11 protein-coding genes are annotated in these 17,359 nt (G+C 62.5%); 6 read left to right on the top strand and 5 right to left on the bottom strand.

What is annotated here, in order from left to right:
- Nucleotides 1-212: 212 nt before the first annotated feature.
- The 3 genes from uvrB to KUV46_00565 form a co-directional block, all read right to left on the bottom strand.
- Complete coding sequence (gene uvrB / locus KUV46_00575; GenBank protein ID QYJ00907.1) at nucleotides 213-2,414, bottom strand: excinuclease ABC subunit UvrB; 2,202 nt, start codon at nucleotides 2,412-2,414, stop codon at nucleotides 213-215.
- Between the two features lie 107 nt (nucleotides 2,415-2,521).
- Nucleotides 2,522-3,349 carry a 4,5-DOPA dioxygenase extradiol gene (ygiD, locus tag KUV46_00570; GenBank protein ID QYJ02322.1) on the bottom strand — a complete coding sequence of 276 codons (828 nt, stop codon included), beginning with the start codon at nucleotides 3,347-3,349 and terminating at the stop codon, nucleotides 2,522-2,524.
- Nucleotides 3,350-3,422: 73 nt separating this feature from the next.
- Nucleotides 3,423-4,460, bottom strand: a complete 1,038-nt coding sequence (locus KUV46_00565; GenBank protein QYJ00906.1) for an MBL fold metallo-hydrolase — start codon at nucleotides 4,458-4,460, stop codon at nucleotides 3,423-3,425.
- 139 nt (nucleotides 4,461-4,599) lie between these two features.
- Here KUV46_00565 and KUV46_00560 point away from each other — a divergent pair, with 139 nt between their 5' ends.
- The 3 genes from KUV46_00560 (at nucleotide 4,600) to KUV46_00550 (ending at nucleotide 7,880) form a co-directional block, all read left to right on the top strand.
- Nucleotides 4,600-5,496 carry a LysR family transcriptional regulator gene (locus KUV46_00560; protein ID QYJ00905.1) on the top strand — a complete coding sequence of 299 codons (897 nt, stop codon included), beginning with the start codon at nucleotides 4,600-4,602 and terminating at the stop codon, nucleotides 5,494-5,496.
- A 181-nt stretch (nucleotides 5,497-5,677) separates the two neighbouring features.
- The gene (locus KUV46_00555) at nucleotides 5,678-7,198 is read left to right on the top strand and encodes an MFS transporter (protein QYJ00904.1); all 1,521 of its coding nucleotides are present in this window, start codon (nucleotides 5,678-5,680) and stop codon (nucleotides 7,196-7,198) included.
- Nucleotides 7,199-7,349: 151 nt separating this feature from the next.
- A complete protein-coding gene (locus KUV46_00550; protein ID QYJ00903.1) occupies nucleotides 7,350-7,880 on the top strand; it encodes a hypothetical protein in 531 nt (176 codons plus the stop codon).
- A gap of 40 nt (nucleotides 7,881-7,920) precedes the next feature.
- Here KUV46_00550 and KUV46_00545 read toward each other — a convergent pair whose 3' ends face one another.
- Both KUV46_00545 and KUV46_00540 read right to left on the bottom strand, forming a co-directional pair.
- Complete coding sequence (locus tag KUV46_00545) at nucleotides 7,921-9,384, bottom strand: AMP-binding protein (GenBank protein QYJ00902.1); 1,464 nt, start codon at nucleotides 9,382-9,384, stop codon at nucleotides 7,921-7,923.
- A 255-nt stretch (nucleotides 9,385-9,639) separates the two neighbouring features.
- A complete protein-coding gene (locus KUV46_00540; protein QYJ00901.1) occupies nucleotides 9,640-12,027 on the bottom strand; it encodes a transketolase in 2,388 nt (795 codons plus the stop codon).
- A gap of 225 nt (nucleotides 12,028-12,252) precedes the next feature.
- Between KUV46_00540 and KUV46_00535 the strand changes: the two genes are divergently transcribed.
- The 3 genes from KUV46_00535 to KUV46_00525 all read left to right on the top strand — a co-directional run bounded on the left by KUV46_00535 (nucleotide 12,253) and on the right by KUV46_00525 (nucleotide 17,246).
- Nucleotides 12,253-14,904, top strand: coding sequence for a hypothetical protein (locus KUV46_00535; protein QYJ00900.1), 2,652 nt, complete (start codon nucleotides 12,253-12,255; stop codon nucleotides 14,902-14,904).
- A 63-nt stretch (nucleotides 14,905-14,967) separates the two neighbouring features.
- Nucleotides 14,968-15,300 (top strand): hypothetical protein, encoded by a 333-nt coding sequence (locus KUV46_00530; GenBank protein QYJ00899.1) that lies wholly within the window; start codon nucleotides 14,968-14,970, stop codon nucleotides 15,298-15,300.
- A 137-nt stretch (nucleotides 15,301-15,437) separates the two neighbouring features.
- Nucleotides 15,438-17,246 (top strand): DUF885 domain-containing protein, encoded by a 1,809-nt coding sequence (locus tag KUV46_00525; protein QYJ00898.1) that lies wholly within the window; start codon nucleotides 15,438-15,440, stop codon nucleotides 17,244-17,246.
- Nucleotides 17,247-17,359: the final 113 nt, after the last annotated feature.

Here is a 17,359-nt window from a genome sequence, read left to right as displayed (position 1 = left end):
ATATCTCCACGTGTGACGTGGTTTATAATTGACCTGGTCCCGAAGGGTACCCGTATATAAGTTAGTTGGTAATTCCACCCAATTCTTCACGGGGTTTAAAACTGAACTTCACGCAGCTTCTTCACCACATCCTGCAACCTTGCGTCCGACCCTAAAATCGATTCACTGGATCGATTTTACGCTTCGCGCCGGGTCGAACCCTCAAACTCCGGTTACAGTCCCAATTCGCCTTCGCGTAATTTTTTGACTTCGTCGCGTAGTCTGGCAGCTTCCTCGAATTCCAGGTTCGCCGCTGCTTCGCGCATCTGTTTTTCGAGGCTGGCGATGACGGCCTGGACGTTGTGGCCTGAGCCGGGCTCGAGCCTGGCGACGGCCTCTTCGGCCATGCCGCGGGCGGGGAGCTTGCGGGACTTGCCGCCCTTGAGCTGCTGGGTCTTGCCGCGGGCTTCGCCGAGATCGGCGAGGATGTCGGCGACGGCGCGCTTGATCGTGGTGGGCGTGATGCCGTGCTCTTCATTATGGGCGATCTGCTTCTCGCGCCGGCGTTCGGTCTCGTCCATGGCGCGCTGCATGGAGCCGGTGACCTTGTCGGCATAGAGGACGACGCGGGCGTCTGCGTTCCGGGCGGCGCGGCCAATGGTCTGGACCAGCGAGGTTTCAGAGCGCAGGAAGCCTTCCTTGTCAGCGTCGAGAATGCCGACAAAGCCACATTCGGGGATGTCGAGACCCTCGCGCAGGAGGTTGATGCCGACGAGGACATCGAACTCACCCAAGCGGAGATCACGGATGATCTCGATCCGCTCCACCGTGTCGATGTCGGAGTGCATGTAGCGCACGCGGACGCCGTTTTCGTGCAGGTATTCGGTGAGGTCCTCGGCCATCTTCTTGGTGAGCGTGGTGACGAGGGAGCGCATGCCCTTGGCGGCGACCTCTTTCACCTCGGCGAGGAGGTCGTCGACCTGGTTGATATTGCCATTGTCCTTTGTGCCCGTGACGGGGCGGACTTCGACGGGCGGGTCGACAAGGCCGGTCGGGCGGATGACCTGTTCGGTAAAGACGCCGCCGGTCTGCTCCAGCTCCCATGAGCCGGGGGTGGCCGAGACATGGATGGTCTGGGGCCGCATCGCCTCCCATTCGGGAAATTTGAGCGGGCGGTTGTCGATGCAGGACGGCAGGCGGAAGCCGTATTCGGCGAGGGTGGACTTGCGGTTGAAGTCGCCCTTGAACATGGCGCCGATCTGCGGAACGGTCTGGTGGCTCTCATCGACGAAGACGAGGGCATTGTCCGGCAGGTATTCGAACATGGTTGGCGGCGGCTCACCCGGCAGGCGGCCGGTGAGGTAGCGGCTGTAGTTCTCGATGCCGTTGCAGGAGCCGGTGGCGGCCATCATTTCGAGGTCATAGGTGCAGCGCTGTTCGATGCGCTGGGCCTCGAGCAGCTTGTTGTGCTTCTCGAAGTGCGCGATCGTCTCTTTCAGTTCTTTCTTGATCGAGTTGATGGCGTTGTTCAGCGTCGGGCGCGGCGTGACGTAGTGGCTGTTGGCGTACATCTTGATCGCGGGGAGATCTGCGATCTTCTTGCCGGTGAGGGGGTCGAACTCGACAATGCTCTCCAGCTCATCGCCGAAGAAGGAGAGCTTCCAGGCGCAGTCATCAAGGTGGGCCGGGAAGATGTCGAGTACGTCGCCCTTGAGGCGGAAGGTGCCGCGCTGGAAGGCGCTGTCATTGCGGGTGTATTGCAGGGCGACGAGCTTCTGCGTCACCTCGCGCGGGTCGATTTGCTGGCCCTCTTCGAGCTTGAAGGTCATCGAGGTGTAGGTCTCGACCGAGCCGATACCGTAGATGCAGGAAACCGAGGCGACGATGATGACGTCATCGCGCTCGAGGATGGCGCGGGTGGCCGAGTGGCGCATCCGGTCGATCGCCTCGTTGATGGAGGATTCCTTCTCGATATAGAGGTCCGAGCGGGGGACGTAGGCTTCGGGCTGGTAGTAGTCGTAATAGGAGACGAAATACTCCACCGCATTGTCGGGGAAGAAGGATTTCATCTCGCCGTAAAGCTGGGCCGCGAGCGTCTTGTTGGGCGCGAGGATGAGGGCGGGGCGCTGCACCGCCTCGATGACCTTGGCCATGGTGAAAGTCTTGCCGGTGCCCGTCGCGCCGAGGAGGACCTGGTCGCGCTCGCCCTGCTGGATGCCCTCGACGAGTTCGGGGATGGCGGTGCGCTGGTCGCCGGCGGGCTCATAGTCGGAGGCGACCTTGAAGCGCTTGCCGCCCTCGATCTTCTCCCACTGCCGGTCAGGCCTGTGCGGCGTCCAGTTGTCGGATGGCAGCGTACCCGACGCATCGCGCGCGGCGCCGGACCAGTTGAACGTGGCGGAAGCGTCCGAGACGCCGGAAGGGGAACGGGACATGAACGGCAAGATGGGGCGAGGTGGGGGCGGCGTAAAGGTCTAATGGTGCAGTGGGGGTGTGACGCGGGTGCGGTGTGGGTGCGATGGCCGGGACCGGGGGTTGAGCTTCATCCCTCGTGAAACACGAATGACCGCATCGACACGGAGGCCAGTTCGATGGTTTCGGTCGTCCAGGTGAGGGTGTCCCTGGAGTCTGAGGCGCCCGCGATGGTGAGGGCTGGCAGGTAGTGATCGATCGAGGGGTGGGCCTGACGGAATGCCGTGCCGAGGGCGGCGCGGTCAGACAGGGCCCCGAGATCGCGGTCTTCGAGGCGGCTTGCGAAAAGGTCGTCGAATTCCAGCGCGAAGTCGTGCGGCTTTCCGCGTCCGGTCCGGTCCATTGCCCGCAGATTGTGGACGATATTGCCAGAGCCGAGAATGAGAACGCCGCGGTCACGTAGCTGCGACAGGGTTCGACCGATCTCGATCTGGTGGTCGAGGCCGCGCGTCATGTCGATGGACACCTGGAAGACCGGGACGTCGGCATCGGGATACATGAATTTGAGAACTGTCCATGCGCCGTGGTCGAGGCCCCAGCGATCATCGGTCCCAGCCTGGTGGCTCGACAGCAGCATGGCCACTTCGCGGGCAAGTTCCGGGTCGCCCTGAGCGGGGTATTGCTGATCAAACAGCTTTTGGGGGAAGCCATAGAAGTCGTGAATGGTGCGCGGCATGGCGGATACATCGACGAGGGTCGTGCCCTGCGTCATCCAGTGCGCGGAAACGACGAGGACGGCGTTCGGTCGGGGAAGTGCCTTGCCGAGCGTGGTCCAGGCGCGGCCATAGGGGGTGTCCTCAATGGCGTTCATCGGGCTGCCATGGCCGATAAAGACCAAAGGCATGCGCGCCGATGGGGCGAGGCGATCTTTCAGCTGATCGAGGGTGAGAGGCGTCATCATTGCAGCTTCCTTGGCAGCAGGATTACGGGAATGCCGCGCCGGGATTTATCGACCGGCGCGCCGGTTCGGCTTAGCGGTAGGAGAAGAGATACATGCCGACGAGTTCGGCATTCTTCGGCGTGGCGTATTCGAAGCCATAATACTCGCCATAGGTCGGGCGGAGCTTGTCGGTCGCATATTTGCCGACCTCCTTGATCCATTCAGACAGATAGGCGGTATGTGCGTTGAGCTTTGCCGGGTCTTCGATACCTGCACCCCATGGCACATTGGCGAGGGCTTCACCGACAGCGGCTTCGAGGTCATCGAGGAACTGGCGATAGAAGGCAATGTCTGCGCGGGAGCCGACATTGCCGTGGCCACCAGAGAGATAGATCCAGTCGAGGGCGTCGATCTCATCAATGATGTCGCGGTAGCCGAGATAGCCTTCAGCGCCGGCAAAGGACCAGAAAGGCGGCTGGTCAGGGTTGATGACGTCCGGCACATGCACGACGCCGGTGCCTTCGAGCACATAGGCGGCATGGTCATGCGCGTGAGTGTTCTCGCTGAACGGAACGACTGACACGGTGAGGCCTTCAAAGGTGAAACTGTCGGTGCCGGCTGGCAGGACTTCATTGGGGCGCGGCAGGTTAGAGCCGAGCTGGTCCATCAGGTCTGCGGTGGCCTGCTGTGCAATCACGCGGATGCCGGGGTTGGCATCGATGATGGCGGCGGCGTCAGCGATATGGTCAGCATGATCGTGGCTGTAGACGAGGGCAGTGATGGGCAGGCTGGTGACCTGATCGATTGCGGCTTCAACGGCGGCGGCGTGGCCTTCGAGTGCGTCAAACAGCAGGACGCCATCATCGCCGACATAGAAGACGGTGCCGTAGAACTGGCGCTGGAAGAAATAGACCCGGTCGGTCAGTTTCTGAAGCACGTAATCCTGCGTGGCGTTCTTGGTGTAGAGGTTCTCGATCTTTTCGCCGGGCTGGAGCGCGCGGGTGGTGGACTCGGCGGCGTACACAGCGTCGACCGTGGATGGGCTTTCGACAATGTCTTCAGCGCTTGCGGGCGCGGCAATGGCGAGGCTGAGCGCCAGCGCTGATGTCAGGGTGAGGGAGCGGAGCATGGGGGTAGTCCTTGTGTGGTGACGGGCCCTGATTGGGCGCGTCTGTTTTCCAATGCTCACGATCTAGGACTTGCCTTTCTTCAACAAAATGGAGAAATCGTGGAATGACTATCAATGATTTGTTCCTAAAGGATGCGGTTTGGACCTCGTTGAAGGCTTGAAGGCATTTGTCGCGACGGCGACGTCCGGCTCATTCACGCAGGCGGCGGACCAGCTTGGCGTGTCGAACAGGCTGACCTCCAAATATGTCGCCGAGCTGGAGAGCCGGCTGGGTGTGCGCCTCCTGCAGCGCACGACGAGAAAGGTCGGGCTGACGCCTGCGGGCGAGGACTTATTGGCCCGGGCGCCGGCGCTTCTCGATGAGCTGGACGACATGCTGGCCGAGGTGTCAGAAGACTCGCGCGATTTTACCGGCATCATCCGGATATCTGCGCCGGTCACATTTGGTGAGCGTTATGTCTCACCGATGCTGGCCCGGTTTGCAGAGACAAGGCCGGGGCTGACCTTTGACCTGCGTCTGCAGGACAGGTTCGTCGACCTTGCGAGTGAGGGCATCGATGTCGCCTTCCGCATCGGGGAGTCGGACATGCTTTCGCTGAAGACACGCAAGCTGGGCGAGACGCGGCCCCTCGCTGTGGCGAGCCCTGCCTATATTGCGGCGCATGGCGCGCCGTCGACGCTGGAGGAGCTGGAGCAGCATGCCTGCATCCTGGACACCAATCGGCGGCCGCCGCGGCGCTGGGTTTTCTATCGCGGGGATGAGGAATGCGTGGTTCAGGTGCAGGGGCGGTTCCTGGTGAACTCCGCCCATGCCGCCGTGGACCTTGCGGCGTCGGGGCAGGGAATTGCCTATGCGCCGCGCTTTGCGCTGGTTGAGGCGCTAGAAGCCGGGCGGGTCGTTCCGGTGATGACCGGGTTCGAAGGGCTGCCGCTGCGGCTTAACGCGGTGTATCTGGAGGGGCGAGCCCTGCCGCGAAAGATCCGGGCGCTGATCGACTTTGCCGCAGACGATATCCGAGAGGCGGGCGTTCTGTAATCCGAGCTGGGGTTCGCGGTCGCCGCATCGCTGGCAGCGCCATCCTGCGCTGGCCGGGCCATCACATCCGCGCGAGGTGGGCCGGATGCTAATTGACAAGAGGGGTGCGAAACCGTCGATTGAGACAAAACGATGTGCCCGCGAAAACAAAAGACGGGCGCACAAATGGAGGAAGCGGCCCATGGCGATTGTGGACCCGGAGGTTGCAGCGAGCGCTGCAGCAAAGCCTGTTTCGGCGCATGACGGGCTGAGCCGTCGCGCGATCTATCTGCACGGCTCACTGGCCATCCCGCTCGCCATCTATGGCTATCCGCTCGCGATCTGGCTGCCCGCCCACTATGGCGCGAGCCTTGGGAGCCTCGCGCTGGTCGGCACGATCCTGATGCTTGCGCGGTTCACCGATGTCTTCACCGACCCGCTCATGGGCGAGATTTCAGATCGGGGCCGCACGCGGTTTGGCCGCCGCAAGCCCTATATGGTTCTGGGCGCGCCTTGTCTGATGATCGCCTCCTGGTTCCTCTTCGTCCCGTCGGAGGGGGCAGGGGTGCTCTACCTGCTCTGCTGGCTGACGGCCTTTTTTGCGTCTGCCACCATGATCCAGATTCCGTTCCGGGCGTGGGGGGCGGAGCTGTCGGCCGACTATCATGTGCGCAGTCGGATTACCGCGGCGCGTGAATTCTTTGTCCTTGGTGGCCTGCTTCTGGCGGCAGCGGTGCCGATGGCTGTCGAAGTCCTCGCGGATGGCGGCGCGGTTGGACAGGTGTTCGTTTCCATGTGGCGCGACATGATCGGCGCTTTCTCTGGCGACATCATGAACCGCGTGCCGAGTGACCGGTCGGCGCTGACCGGGCCGGTCCTGTTCTGGCTCGCCATCACCATTATTGTTCTCGTGCCGCTGCTGACGCTGCTCGTGGTTACAACCGTGAAGGAGCCGCCGCCAGCCGCGCGCGAGCGTGTGCCGGTCATCGAGGGCTTCAAACACATGTGGCGCAATGGCCCGATGCGCCGGGTCCTTCTGATCGCCTTCTTCGTCATCGCGGGCGAGAGCCTGCGCAATGCGGTGTCGCTATTCTTCATCCGCGACATTGTCGGCATTCCGACGATCGGGGCGGCGTACTTCCTCTATTTCGTAGCGGGCATTGCCGCGATCCCGTTCTGGCTCTGGATGGGCCGCAAATTCGGGAAGCATCGCGCCTTTCTTGGAACGCTTGGCTTTGTCAGTTTCGTGAGCGCGGCAAACCTGCTGCTCGGCTATGGCGATTATCTCGCCTTCTTCTGTCTCTTCCTGCTCAAGGGCTTTGCCTTTGGCGGGCTTCAATTCCTGCCGCTGGCCATGCTGGCTGACGTGATCGATGTCGACAGCGCGCGGTCAGGCGGCCGGCGCGCAGGGGCGTATTTTGCAGTGATCGGCCTGTCGGAGAAGCTGGCGGCGGCGATCTTTACAGGCGTCGCGCTCAATATCGTCGGACTGCTTGGCTATCAGGCGATGGGCGGGGCAAGTGCGTCGGCCGAAGAGGGCGTTCTGGCGCTCCGCCTGGTCTACTGCCTCGGCCCCATCGCGCTCTACAGTCTCGCCGTGCCGCTCATCTGGAGCTATCCGCTGACCCCTGAGCGCCATGCCCGGCTGCGCGCGAGCCTGGAGCGGCGGTCTGCAAGACTGGCGGCGGCCAAGGAAGGCGCGGCGGCGTCCACGGGTCGCTGATTTGGGCCCAGGCTTTGCGCTGCGCTCTGCTCGCAGAACGTGAAGGGCGCAATGCAAGGTTTCTCGCCTGCCTTTCAAAATTGCGGATGCGGACTATAATCAATGGCACACGAGCCGGCTTTCGTGGCTCGCAAGCAGGAAGGCCAGTTCGATGCGTGCTTCAGTCCTTATCTCCGGTTTTGTTCTTCTGGCTGGCTGCGCGTCAGTCGATGGCGCAGGCTCGCAGGCCTTTTCTGAAGGGCCCGGCGCGACGTTTTCGGGAACCGATGCGCGGTCTGTGTCCGAGTTGATCGTGTCGGCCTGCGAAGGCGAGGGATTCCAAGTATTGCAAGCCGATAGCGAGAGCGTGACATGCGCGTCCAGCCCATCCTTCGTGCGCGCGCCCGGTGACGACAGGGCGACCCAGAGGCAGGTCGTGCAGGTGTCTTTTGCGCAGGCAGGTCGGGACGTCAGTGCGACGGCGCAGAGCTGGTCTGTCATCGCACCTGTCGTGTCCGCCGGGTTCAACGCCGTCCGGCTGGACCAGACCGCACGGCAAAGCGATGACCTTGAAGTGTTTCTCGTTCGGGCAGGCGCGACGCATCTGAACGGGACACGCCGCGCCTTTCGCGAATATCGCGGAGGTGTGTCGCCGAATGACCTCGCCCGGGAAGTGCGCCCGATGAATTTGCGGCAGAAATAGGCTTCATTTTGCTGCGGGGGGGGGGCGGCGACATCCCGGTTCAGGTCGCCGCGAGCGATACCCGTGCTTCGCGAAGGGCTTTGCGGCGGGTCTTGCCGGCATCATCTCGCAGGGGTTCGCGCACGAGTTCGATGGATTTCGGCTGCTTGTAAGTGACCAGCCGCTCTTTGAGGTGCGCGGTAAGGGCGGCTTCGTCGAGGTCGCCTTCAGGCATGTCGATGATGGCGTGGAGGCGCGAGCCCATATCCTCATCCGGCAGGCCGATCACGGCTGAGCTGCGGACGCCCGGAAACGCATCGAGCGCGGCCTCGACCTCTGCCGGGTAGATGTTCGCGCCGCCAACGATGATCATGTCTGACTTGCGGTCAGTGAGGTACAGATAGCCGTCCTCGTCCATCCAGCCCATATCGCCGAGGCTTTCCCAGCCGCCCTCGATCGCCTTGGCTTCTGCGCCGAGATAATAATAGGAGGTGCCCTGACCTGCGAGCGGGCGGAGGAAGACCTCGCCGACTTCGCCGGGCGGCAGCTCGGCGCCATCCTCGCCGACGATCTTCATCTCGCATGTCTCAACCGGTCTTCCGACACTGCCCCTGTGAGTCAGCCATTCGGTGCCCTGGATCGTGGTCGAGCCCTGGCCCTCTGTGCCGCCATAAAGCTCCCAGATCACTTCCGGGCCGAGCCACTCAATGAAGGCCTCTTTCAGCCAGGGCGGGCAGGGGGCGGCAAGGTGCCAGAGCGCATTGAGGCTCGAGACGTCATAGCGGGTGCGGACCTCTTCCGGCAGGGCCCAGATCCGGCGCATCATGGTCGGTACCATATAGGCGGTTTCGAGCTGCATCCGGTCGATCAACTCCAGCGTTTTCTCGGCATCGAAACGGGTCGTAACGGCGACGGTCGCGCCTTTGAAGAGGGCGATGGTGGCCCACATGAAAGGGCCATTGTGATAGAGCGGCCCCGGGATCAGCATCGAGCCCTGATTGCGGATTTCGAGGAAATCCATGTCGGTGTCCCACTCAGCTGGAAGCTTTGAGACGATGAGTTTCGGGCGGCCCGTGGAGCCGCCTGACGTCATCGCTTTCAGGGAAGTGGCGGTCTTCTCGGGCAGCTCTGCTTCAGAGAGGCGGCTATCCGGGGTGAAGCCTGCGGGCACGCACGGGGTGGGCGCATACTCGCCCTCCGCGACGCCGACGACGAGGGATGGCTTGCCAAGCTCGACGATCTGGTCGCGCTCATATTTCGGCAGGCGGGCAGACACCGGCTGCGGCGTTGCGCCGAGCTTCCATGCCGCGAAGGTCGCCTCGAAGAATTCAAGACTGTTGGGCAGGGCGATGGTGACGAAGTCGTTTTCCTTGACGCCAAGGTCTGCATAGGCGCGGGCCAGCCGGTTGGTCCGCGCGTCGAGGTCCGCCCATGTGATCTGGTGGCCCTCATGATCGACAGCGACCCGCTCCGGCTGGATAGCGGCCCAATGGGCAAGAATGCGCGAGAGCGACAGGACAGGCATGACGGGTCTCCTCCGGGGCCGGGCCGTCTCATGCGGCCGGTTCTTGGTGCTGTGGCTGAGCCTAGCGATTTGGGCGCGGAGGGGAAGGTGGGACGTTGCGCGATGTGCTGTGATCGCGGCGGACGCGCCCACGCCCGTGGTTCGACCCCAGCTTTCGCTGGGGCATGCTTTGCTCACCATGCGGACTTTGAGAGGTTTCCCAATCTGGGTCCCGGCGTTCCGCTTTGCGGAAACCGGGATGACGGGCTTTGGGGGTTAGGGATTTGAAAGCCTGATCCGCCTTCCCGCACTCAGATGGTTCGCGGCGTTTACGATGGCGTCGGTGTCGATCTGGAAGTGGCGGTGGAGGTCGGGGATGGTGCCGGTCTGGCCGAAATGCTCGACGCCGAGCGGGGCGGTCATGTGGCCGGCGACGGAGCCGATCCAGGCGAGGGTGGCGGGATGGCCGTCGGTGACGGTGATGAGAGTCGCGTCGCGCGGGACTTTTGCCATGAGGCGTTCGATCTGGCTCATCGCCGAGCTGTGGCCTTTGGCGCGGGCGCGGCGGGCGGCGGTCCAGCCTGAATTGAGACGGTCAGCTGAGGTCACGGCGAGGACGCCGATATCCCGGCGGTCATTGCCGATGCGGCCTGCTGCTTCGATGGCTTCCGGGGCGATGACGCCCTGATAGGCGATGACAACTTCGCAATTGGGCCCGGGTTCACGTAGCCAGTAGGCGCCGTCGACGACGCCGCGCCGGAACTCTTCATTGTCGCGGTTGCGGGGGCCGAGCTGTTCGATGGGGCGAGTGGAGAGGCGGAGATAGACCGAGCCGCCGGTCTCATCGCGCAGCCATGTGCGCTCATCCGGGTCGTTCTCGCCGGAGCGCTGGAGGTAGTCGAAGCTCCAGTCCATGATGATGGAAAGCTCATCGAGGAAGGCTGGCTCAAAGCTGACAAGGCCGTCCTGGCTCATGCCGATGAGCTGCGTGCCGACCGACTGGTGGGCGCCGCCTTCGGGCGCGAGCGTGATGCCGGACGGAGTGCCTGCGACGATAAAACGGGCATCCTGATAGCAGGCATAGTTGAGGGCATCGAGGCCGCGCGCGATGAACGGATCGTACAGTGTGCCGATCGGGATGAGGCGGGTGCCGAAATGGCTGTGCGCAAGCCCGCACTGGCCGAGATGGAGGAAGAGGTTCATCTCTGCGATGCCAAGCTCGAAATGCTGGCCTTCGGGCGAGAATTCCCACTTTTGCGCGGACGGGATCGACTGCTCCTTGAAGGTGTCTGAGACCTCACGCCGGGCAAAGAGCGAGCGGCGATTGACCCAGCCAGTGAGGTTGGTTGAGGAGGTCACGTCCGGCGACATGGTGACGATGTGGTCGGCGAGATCGGAGTCTCCGCGGGCGAGGGCGTCGAGGATCTTGCCGAAACCAGCCTGCGTTGCGAGTTCGCGGTCATCCAGCCAGACCGGGCCGGGGGATTTGATGGCCGGGGCGGTGTAGCGGCGCGTGCCTTTCGCGAAGAAGGGAACGCTATCGAGGAATTTCTGGAGGCCTTCTTCCTCCTCAACGGTGGCGAACTTGTCCCATTCCTCGCCTTCCGGAACGCCCATGCGCTTCTGGAATTCAGCGAACTGGGGATTGTTCATGAAGCCGCCATGATTGTCCTTGTGGCCTGCGAGCGGGGTCTGCCAGCCCTTGATCGTGTAGGCGAGGAAGACAGTCGGCTTGTCGTCATCGATCTGGTCGAAGGCTTCGGTGAGCGTTGCGAGGCACTGGCCGCCGAGATTGTTCATCAGGGCGTCGAGTTCCTCGTCGCTGCGCTTGTCGAGAAGGGCGGAGACGTCGCCCTGATCGCCAATGTCGTTCATCAGGCGTTTGCGCCAGGCCTTGCCGCCTTTGTAGGTGAGGGCGGAGTAGTCCATGTTCGGACAGTTCTGGATCCACTCTTTCAGGGCCTCGCCGCCCGGCTCCCTGAAGGCTTCGCGCTGCAGGACGCCATGGCGCAGCACGACGGTACGCCAGCCAAAGGCCTTGAAGATCGCATCGATCTTTTCCCAGAGGCCTTCATGGACAACGCCGTCGAGGCTCTGGCGGTTATAGTCGATGATCCACCATGTGTTGCGAAGGTCGTGCTTCCAGCCTTCCTGAAGGCATTCATAGACATTGCCTTCGTCGAGTTCGGCGTCACCGACGAGGGCGACCTGCCGGCCAAGCGGGGTCTCGCCTAGCCAGCCCTTGGCGGCGACATAGTCCTGCACGAGGGAGTTGAAGGCAGTCGCCGCAACGCCGAGACCGACAGAGCCGGTGGAGAAGTCGACATCGTCGACGTCCTTGGTGCGGCTTGGATAGGACTGGGCGCCGCCATAGCCGCGGAAATTCTCGAGCTTCTCGCGCGTCTGGTTGCCCATCAGGTATTGCATGGCGTGGAAGACAGGCGAGGCGTGCGGTTTGACGGCGACGCGGTCTTCCGGCTTCAGCGTGTTGAAATAGAGCGCCGTCATGATCGGCACCATGGAGGCACAGGACGCCTGGTGGCCGCCCACCTTGATCGCGCCGTCTTCCTTCTTGCGGATATTGTTGGCGTTGTGGACCGTCCAGGCCGAGAGCCAGAGCAGGCGCTGTTCGATGGTTTTGAGATGATCGAGATCGGCGGTCATGACGGGCCTTTGCATTTGCAACAGTCTTTACATCTGGGGGTGTGGCATGAAGTGGCGCGGCAAGTCCATCCGGCGAGCCGGGTGGTCAGCAGGCGGGCGTGTGACGCAAACTGAGGCAAATGCAGGTGGCCGGGTCAATTCAACGAGGTGTGACTTGATGCGGTGACCTGCGTCGGCTTTAGCTGGCGCCAGCGAAAATTGAGTAGATGTGCCGGGGAGGCTGGTATGAAGTTTAGGGTCATAGCTGCAGTAGCGATGGGCGGCGCCCTGATGGCGGGGCAGGCAGGGGCGCAGAGCTTTCTGACCATTCAGGCTGACCCGGCCATTCCGACACTGGAAGAGGTCGCAGGTCATGCGCCGGGCGATGAGATTTCTACTGTCACCGAAGCGCGCGACTATATGGAAGCGCTGGCCGACGCGGCGCCGGACCGCATGCAGATCACGCCCTATGCGGAAAGCTGGGAAGGCCGGGAGCTTTTCTATGCGGTGATTTCTTCGCCGGAGAACATGGCGCGCCTCGATGAAATCAAGGCGAATATGAGCCGGCTGGCTTCGGGTGAGCTGTCTGCGGGTGAGCGCAGCTCCCTGATCGATGAGACGCCTGCGGTGGTCTGGCTGTCCTATGGCGTCCACGGAAACGAGATTTCGAGCACGGATGCGGGCTTGGCGCTCGCCTATCACCTACTGGCTGCGGAAAGCGACGAGACGGTCGATACGATCCTCTCGAATACGATCGTCGTGATCGACCCGATGCAGAACCCGGACGGGCGGGCGCGCTTTACCAACAGTTTCGAGGCGGCACGTGGGATCACGCCTTTTGCGGACCGCTACACCGCCGAACATGACGAGCCATGGCCGGGCGGGCGCTTCAATCACTATCTCTTTGATATGAACCGCGACTGGTTCACCCTGTCCCAGCCGGAAACGCGGGGCCGGGTGTCGAGCATGCTGGAATGGCATCCGGTGGTCGTGGTCGACGCACACGAAATGGGCGGGGATGAGAGCTATTTCTTTGCGCCAGCCGCCGACCCGTTCAATCCGAACATCACTGAAGCCCAGAAGGAAAAGCAGGTTCTGATCGGGCGCAATCATGCTCGCTGGTTCGACCAGCGCGGCTATGACTATTTCACCCGCGAGGTCTTTGACGCGTTCTATCCGGGCTATGGCGACATGTGGCCAACGCTCGGCGGTGCGATCGCAATGACCTACGAGCAGGGCTCTGCGCGCGGGCTCGCCTATGAGCGCTCTACTGGCGATGTGCTGACCTATAAGCAGGGTGTGGAGCAGCACTTCGTGGCGACGCTGTCGACGGCGGAAGTGGTCGCGAACAACCAGTCGCTGTTCCTGAATGATTTTGCCTCCTACCGGCGTGAAGCCGCCGCTGAAGCGCGCGGGGCGAGCGACCGGTACTTTGTGTTCGATCTCTCCGAGCGGCGCTGGCAGGCAGAGCAGCTTGGGCGCAAGCTGGCCGCGCAGGACATTACCGTTCAGCGCCTGTCGCCGGGCGCGCAGGCCTGCGGCGTGCGCTATCCTGACGGGGCGCTGGTAGTCGACCGTGCGCAGCCGTCCGGCAAGCGGATCACGACGCTGCTGAGCGAAGATACGAGCCTGCCTGAAGACTTTGTCGACGAGCAGGAGTCGCGCCGCGATCGGGGCCTCAATCATGAGCTCTATGACGTGACTGCCTGGTCCATGCCGCTGATGGAAGGCGTGACGAGCCGGACATGCGGGCAGGTGAATGTTTCCAATGCGAGCATGGTGAGCGCCGAGGATCCGGTCACCGCGCTGACGGCGTCAAATGCGGCCTATGGCTATGTCGTGCCCTGGAGCGATGCTGGGCAGGCAAAGCTCGTGCTCAGCGCGCTGGATGCCGGCCTGACGGGCCGCGCAACGACCGAGGCGTTCACGGTCGATGGGCGCGAATATCCGCGTGGGTCGGTGGTCTTCCCGCTGGCGGCCAATGAGAGCAGCCTTGCGACCACGCTGAATGGCCTCGCGACGGAGATCGGCGCTGAATATGTGGCGCTGCAGTCGAGCTGGGTCGAGGACGGCCCGAACTATGGCAGCGACAAGTTCGTCGCCCTGACCATGCCGAAAGTCGCCATGGCCTGGGGCGAAGGGACGAGCGCGACGGATGCTGGCGCGGCGCGCTATGTACTGGAGCGGGAGCTCGGTATTCCGGTCGCGCCGATCCGTGTCGGCACGCTGCAACGCGCCAATCTTGGCCGTTACGACGTGTTGATCCTGCCGGATGCCGGCTGGGGCTTTGAAAGCGAGCTCGGGGCGGCCGGGAAGTCGGCCATTGCCACCTTTACCCGCAATGGCGGCGTTCTGATCGGTTTCGAGGGTGCGCTTGGAGCTCTGACGAGCGGCGATGACAAGCTGCTCTCTGCGCGCGCGGAGACGGCCTATCTCGCCGAGGAAGAAAAGCGCAGCGATGGTGAGGAAACGCCTGCCTCTGGCCTGCTTATCGAGAGCGATGAGGATTATGACGCGGTTACGGCGAACCAGACCGCGCGACCTGACAGCGTGCCGGGCGTTCTGGCGAATGTGGTGGCAGATACTGACCACTGGCTGTCGTCGGGCTATGAGGAGGCGGTGGCGCTCTATCAGGGCTCAACCATCTACAGGCCTCTCAATGATGCCGACGGCGCCAATGTGTTTCGCTATGCGGCGGCCGATGAGCTGGTGGCGAGCGGCTATCTCTGGGAAGAGAACCGGGCACAGCTCGCCTACAAGCCGTATCTGATGGCAGAGCAGCAGGGCTCTGGCATGGTGATCGCCTTCACGCAAAGCCCGGTGACGCGTGCCTATCTCGACGGTCTGAACCTGCTTCTGGTGAATGCCGTGCTCTTTGGGCCTGCGCATACGCGATAGCGATTGGAACCGCGCTCACGCCTTGCCCGTTTCCTATGTGAACAGTCACAAAGGAGACCCGCGATGAGTGAGCGCGACCATCAGAGAGTTGAAGAAGTGGAACGTCAGCGCGGCTATGGCGAGGGCTTTCGCAAGGGCGAAGATGTAGAGGATCAGTCCACCGCAGGTGCTGGTTATAAGGATGGCTCGCCCATCGCTGACCAGCCGGATCATGAAGCCGATCTCGTTGTCGATATGGAGGATGAACGCCTTCCAAATGTACCGAATGACGACCATGACGATGCATCGAGCGAGACGATCGAAGGCCATTCGGCGATGAAGAAAAAGCCGGACGGGCATTTGCTTGAGGATGCCTATTCGGTGGTCGACCCGGACGTGGAAGACCCCAAGCGCTAGATACGAATTGAGAGAGCCCGGCCAGTGTGCCGGGCTTTTTCGTGTTTGCGGTGCGGGCGCAGACGTGGTGATGTTCGCCCAATCCAGACTGCCGAATGGCCGCCGCTTTGGCGGCCCTGCCCATTGAGGAGACCCCCATGACACTGAAGCCCCTTATGTTCGCCGCGTCTGCGCTGACGCTTGTCCTTGCTGGCTGCGCGACGCCTGAGACCGGCGCGGCGGGGGAGACGGCAAGTGCCTCTGTTTCTGGCGAGGCAGATATCCTCACGAGCGTAAGCGAGTTTGCAGAGCTGAATGCCGAGGGGCTAAGCTGGGACCGCTACATGGAGAGCTTTCTTGAAGGGTATTTCGAGCTTAATCCGACCTTCGCTGTCAGCCAGGGGCGGCATGAGTTTGACGGCCAGCTGCCAGACTGGAGCGATGCGGGCCTCGAAGCGCAGATCCTGTATCGCCAGTTTGCCATCGAGCTGGCGCAAGAAATGGATGCAGGTAGCCTGAGTGAGGCCGATGCGTTCGAGCGCCAGTATCTGATCAACACGATGAAGGGTGAGCTGTTCTGGCTGACCGAAGCTGACCAGCCGCATCTCAATCCGAGCTTCTATCTCGGCCCGCTTGGCCCGAGCGTCTATGTCGCCCGGCCCTATGCTGACGCGGAAACGCGGATGAAGGCGTTCATTGCATACGCGAAGAACGTCCCCGAGGCCGCTGCGCAGGCGAAAGCCAATCTGAAGCTGCCCATGCCGGCGACCTATGTGAAGCTGGGCACGGCAGGCTTTAACGGGCTGGCTGATCATTATGAGACCGGCGCGAGGGAGGCCTTTGCCGAGGTTCAGGACGAAGCGCTGATCGCCGAGTATGACGCCGTGGTCGCAGAAGCTGCGGCCGCCATGCGCTCTGTTGCCGACTACATCGAGAGCGAAGAGGGCACTGAGGACGGTTTCGCGCTCGGGCCGGAGAAATTCTCCAACATGATCGCGCTGACCGAAGGCGTTGGCATTTCGCTCGACGAGCTGGAAGCCATCGGGCGTGCTGACCTGAAGGCCAATCAGGATGCGCTGGCCGAAGCCTGCGCGGTGTTTGCCCCGGGCGCGAACATGGCTGACTGCATGGCCAAGATGGCGGCGAACAAGCCGGAGAATGGCCCGGTGCAGGAAGCGCGCGACTCGCTGCCTGCGCTGAAGCAGTTCCTGATCGATGAGGACATTGTCTCCATCCCGGGCACCGAGGAAGCGCTGGTCGCGGAGTCGCCGCCCTATCGCCGTCAGAACTCAGCCTACATTTCCATTCCGGGGCCTTATGAAGAAGGCATGCCGTCGGTCTATTACATCTCGCCGCCGGACCCGAGCTGGGACGAGGCGACGCGCGCCGAATACATTCCGGGCAAGATGGACCTTCTCGGCACGACGATCCACGAAGTCTGGCCGGGCCACTTCCTGAACTTCCTGCATGCCAACCGCTCTGACTCGGTCTTCGGGCAGATGTTTGTCGGCTACGCCTTCGCCGAGGGCTGGGCGCACTATACCGAAGAGATGATGCTGGATGCGGGCCTGCATGATGGCGACCCGGAAACCAAAATCGGCCAGCTGTCGAACGCGCTGCTGCGCAATTGCCGCTACCTTTCGACGATTGGACTGCATACGCAGGGCTGGAGCGTCGATGACAGCTACGAGCTGTTCCGCGAGGAGTGCTATATCGACCGCGGCAATGCGCTGCAGCAGGCCGCGCGGGGCACGTATGATCCGGCCTATCTCAATTACACGATGGGCAAGCTGATGATCCGAAAGCTGCGCAATGACTGGGTGGCGGCGAACTATCCGGATGCGACGGGCACCGAAGGCTGGAAAGAATTCCATGACGAGTTCCTGTCCTATGGCGGCCCCAATATTCCACAGGTCCGTCAGGCCATGATGGACGAGGAAGAAGCGCGCGCGGTTTTCGGGGAGTAGATTTCGGAACTGCGGAAAAGAGGGAGGGAGGGCCGCTCGCAGGGCGGCCTTTTCTTATTGTGATTGAGAAAGAGCAGGAAAGTTTAGCAAATAAACCTTTGATAAATTCGGAC

Source organism: Thalassovita mediterranea, assembly GCA_019448215.1.
GTDB lineage: Bacteria > Pseudomonadota > Alphaproteobacteria > Caulobacterales > Hyphomonadaceae > Henriciella.
Note: the sequence above shows the minus strand (reverse complement) of the source record. Positions and strands in the feature narration are given on the sequence as shown.

Bases quoted from the DNA above. Each gene is read 5' to 3' on its own strand.
- uvrB (QYJ00907.1), bottom strand. From the start codon at position 2,414: ATGTCCCGTTCCCCTTCCGGCGTCTCGGACGCTTCCGCCACGTTCAAC.
- ygiD (QYJ02322.1), bottom strand. From the start codon at position 3,349: ATGACGCCTCTCACCCTCGATCAGCTGAAAGATCGCCTCGCCCCATCG.
- KUV46_00565 (QYJ00906.1), bottom strand. From the start codon at position 4,460: ATGCTCCGCTCCCTCACCCTGACATCAGCGCTGGCGCTCAGCCTCGCC.
- KUV46_00555 (QYJ00904.1), top strand. From the start codon at position 5,678: ATGGCGATTGTGGACCCGGAGGTTGCAGCGAGCGCTGCAGCAAAGCCT.
- KUV46_00550 (QYJ00903.1), top strand. From the start codon at position 7,350: ATGCGTGCTTCAGTCCTTATCTCCGGTTTTGTTCTTCTGGCTGGCTGC.
- KUV46_00545 (QYJ00902.1), bottom strand. From the start codon at position 9,384: ATGCCTGTCCTGTCGCTCTCGCGCATTCTTGCCCATTGGGCCGCTATC.
- KUV46_00540 (QYJ00901.1), bottom strand. From the start codon at position 12,027: ATGACCGCCGATCTCGATCATCTCAAAACCATCGAACAGCGCCTGCTC.
- KUV46_00535 (QYJ00900.1), top strand. From the start codon at position 12,253: ATGAAGTTTAGGGTCATAGCTGCAGTAGCGATGGGCGGCGCCCTGATG.
- KUV46_00530 (QYJ00899.1), top strand. From the start codon at position 14,968: ATGAGTGAGCGCGACCATCAGAGAGTTGAAGAAGTGGAACGTCAGCGC.
- KUV46_00525 (QYJ00898.1), top strand. From the start codon at position 15,438: ATGACACTGAAGCCCCTTATGTTCGCCGCGTCTGCGCTGACGCTTGTC.